This window comes from Halanaerobium polyolivorans (genome assembly GCF_020711195.1).
Lineage (GTDB): Bacteria > Bacillota > Halanaerobiia > Halanaerobiales > Halanaerobiaceae > Halanaerobium > Halanaerobium polyolivorans.
Window position 1 is genome coordinate 1 of sequence record NZ_JAJFAT010000036.1, and the last position, 3,098, is coordinate 3,098.

At 27.7% G+C, this 3,098-nt stretch carries 4 protein-coding genes and 2 pseudogenes; 1 reads left to right on the forward strand and 5 read right to left on the reverse strand.

The annotated features are described in order from the left end of the window. Positions 1-80 precede the first annotated feature (80 nt). Positions 81-458, forward strand: a pseudogene (locus LJ207_RS12135) (ATP-binding protein); the annotation flags it as partial. Between the two features lie 152 nt (positions 459-610). Here LJ207_RS12135 and LJ207_RS12140 read toward each other — a convergent pair. The 5 genes and pseudogenes from LJ207_RS12140 to LJ207_RS12160 form a co-directional block, all read right to left on the reverse strand. Next, the gene (locus LJ207_RS12140) at positions 611-946 is read right to left on the reverse strand and encodes a hypothetical protein (RefSeq protein WP_229346761.1); all 336 of its coding nucleotides are present in this window, start codon (positions 944-946) and stop codon (positions 611-613) included. A gap of 161 nt (positions 947-1,107) precedes the next feature. Continuing rightward, positions 1,108-1,473 (reverse strand): annotated as a pseudogene (locus LJ207_RS12145) (ARMT1-like domain-containing protein); the annotation flags it as partial. A gap of 53 nt (positions 1,474-1,526) precedes the next feature. Beyond that, positions 1,527-1,691 (reverse strand): hypothetical protein, encoded by a 165-nt coding sequence (locus LJ207_RS12150; RefSeq protein WP_229346762.1) that lies wholly within the window; start codon positions 1,689-1,691, stop codon positions 1,527-1,529. Between the two features lie 351 nt (positions 1,692-2,042). Next, positions 2,043-2,417: a UvrD-helicase domain-containing protein gene (locus LJ207_RS12155; RefSeq protein ID WP_229346763.1), complete on the reverse strand. Its 375-nt coding sequence runs from the start codon at positions 2,415-2,417 to the stop codon at positions 2,043-2,045. Beyond that, a partial coding sequence (locus LJ207_RS12160) for an ATP-dependent endonuclease (protein ID WP_229346764.1) occupies positions 2,401-3,098 on the reverse strand: 698 nt, incomplete at its 5' end. The genes LJ207_RS12160 and LJ207_RS12155, both read right to left, overlap by 17 nt.

The window sequence follows — 3,098 nt, forward strand, 5'->3', positions numbered from 1 at the left end:
TTAGATTACCTAACACCTGTTGAATATAGATATTTAATGTTCGATAAAAAATTGTTGTAAAAAGGGTTGACAATCCAACCTGTAACAAAGGTTACAAAGTCTTTTTCGCTACAGTGTCACAATTTATCAACCAGTTAAAAGAAACTCAGAGTGAAAGACGATTAACTAATTTTGAATCTAAATTCCAAAAATATGATTTAATAATCTTAGATGAATAAGGCTACATCTCTTTTGACCAGACAGGAAACGAGCTTTTTTTCTCCTTCCTTTCTTTAGGAGCAGAAAGAAAGTCTACTATAATAACTTCCAATCTTTCTTTTGAAAGATGGAATGAGGTGTTTAATGATCCGGCATTAACTACAGCTATGGTAGATAGTTTGGCCCACAAATCATATGTAATTAATATGAATGGTACTTCTTATCGAATGAAAGAAACCGAAGAATGGCTGGGTCAATAAAATTATTATTATTTTTCGCTTACCCAGGTCAGTTTTCAATTATTAAAAGGGTCAAATTAAATTGACAGAAACACTATTGAAATTATAAATTTAAATATTTTATTTACTAGATAAAAAAATTTATATTTAAATGTTTTTTTAAAATTACTATATTAATTATAAAAAGAATCAACAAACTCCTGATATATATCATTAATTTGATCATCATTAAAACCAATTTTTGATAACTTTTCCTGAAGTCTCTTTTTTACTGTTGATTTATCACAATCGAAAAAACTTAATCCATAGTTAGTAAGATCCTGACCTTCCTTTTCAAAATATAAACTAATATCTTCTTCAAAAGTACCTTTCCATACTTCAATAGATTGAGTCATTCCATCAAAACCTACAAAAACTTTTTTATTTCCTTCTATTAAATAGTTTTTGAAACTACCAAAATTCCCTGGACAACCTGGTAACATTTTACTTTTCCAATTATTTTTTTCCATATTAACAACTCCTTTTTTATATTTATTATACTTAATTTCTATTTTTAAACTAAAATTCCTGCTAGCTGCTTAAAATATTTCAGAAAGCTATGACAGCACTTTATTATGAACTACTACATATTTTATCACTCTTAATCAACACTAAATCTGCTTTTTCTATACTATTCTTTAAAATAGACTATAAATTTACACTTGGCTTTCAAAAGAAAGAAAATATTTTCTTCTGCAGTGCTAAGGCCTTCCAGATTACCCTGGCTCTTGCTGATAATGAGGTCAAAATTGTAATAAATATTTTTAAAATTATCATTGGTATGACTTAAAATAAAACCTGGAGTAAAGGTACCAATATCAATTACTTTTGCCATTGAATCAATGTTTAACTTTTTTGTATCTTTAATTGTTATGTCATTTAACACAGCTTTACTTCTTAATGCTTAAGTTATCTTCATATCCAGTTTATTTAGCTCTTTAAATAATAATCTATCAAATACAGCCTCACCAGTATTGTCTGCAATTATCAGAACATTATCTGACTTATCAAGCTCTTAGTTTAAAAGCCCATAAACAGAATAATTAAGTCCTATCTGCAGAAATTTTTATATATTTTAACAATATCAGCTTCCAAACCAACAGCTGTATCAATAGAATTACCAACTGCTGCCATAAATAAAGAAACTAAAAGTGGATCATCTGAATTACTGACAATTTTCTCAACCTTAGGATAAATCTCTAAAGAAGTTTTCATATTTTTAGCTTTAATCTTCTCATAGGATCTTCTACCCCTGTTTTTTCTTTATTATCTGATGAACAATGACAATTAATTCTGGTGGAGTAATAGTCGGATCTAGTTTAGCTAATTCAGAGGATATTTCAGACAATATCTACCTGATCACCTCATCTTTATCTGCAGCCATTGCAGCTGCTTCATAACTCTGTCTTAAAATACAAGAATAGCATTCAAAACCAAAATTCATAGCTTATCTCCTCCAATTTTCTCTATTTTATTATCAAAATCTTTAAAATGATAGAATCTAAAATTATTTATATTTTCATTATAAATTTCATTATCAATTCTTAATATTTTATTATTAGTAGCCTATTTAAAATATGGTTTAGCTAAATATTGATTAACAAAGCTTTGAATGGTTCCAACAAAATTCGGATAAGAAAATAACTTCGGACAATATTCTTCTATTTCATTTTTTATCTCATCAACTGCAGCATTGGTATGAGAAATCACCAAAATACCTGAACCATCTTTAAATGGTAATTTTCTTTCTAAAATTAATAGTTTAGCTAATAATACTGTTGTTTTACCACTTCCCGGAACCGCATGTAGGTCTATTGTTTCAAGGTTTTTAATACAGCTAATTCTCTCATCGTTATCATCTTTAAATGATTCATCTTCATTTAATAATATTGACTCAGCATATTCAATATCTTTATCAGTTATATTAATCTCCACAGGCATATTTTATCGCCCCAATTAAATATGATATAGTATCATCCTGGTATGTATCTTCTTCATTTAGATTAATTCCTTTTAAAACACTTTCATTTCTAAGTGACTCTTCTATTTGGTAAGCAATTTTTGTTTTATTAAAACTTGAATTAGAATCTAACAATCTAATTGCTAATTCCTCTTCATAATCTTCAGTATCGAAAATTTGAGGATGAACTTGCTTTGTAGATTTTACAAAAATTCTGTTCAAAAAATCAGATTCATAAAAACACCATTCCAAAGTCCATCCAGATGAAATGAATGGTTTTACAATTGTTTGTGGTTTTTCTACACTGCTTTTTCCAAGATATTTAATTTTATTCTTCTTTTTAGTGATTTCTTCTTTACATTTTCTTTGATAAAATTCCTCATCCTTTTTCTCCATATTATCTTTTGTATATGTTGTAACGTCAACATCATTTACAACCGATACTCTAACATTCATGGCATCAGGATTATCTTTTCGCAAAAATATTTTATAATAATGATCAAAACCTACATTGCCAACATTAATAACTGAAACTTCGTTTTCAGTTAAATCATATCCAATTTCCTTAGCTAAGGTAGGAATAATTATTTCTTCTGACCAACCTTCAACTAAAATAACCCCTTTTGCAAAAAACAAATTTGATTTTGTAACATCAAGAAACT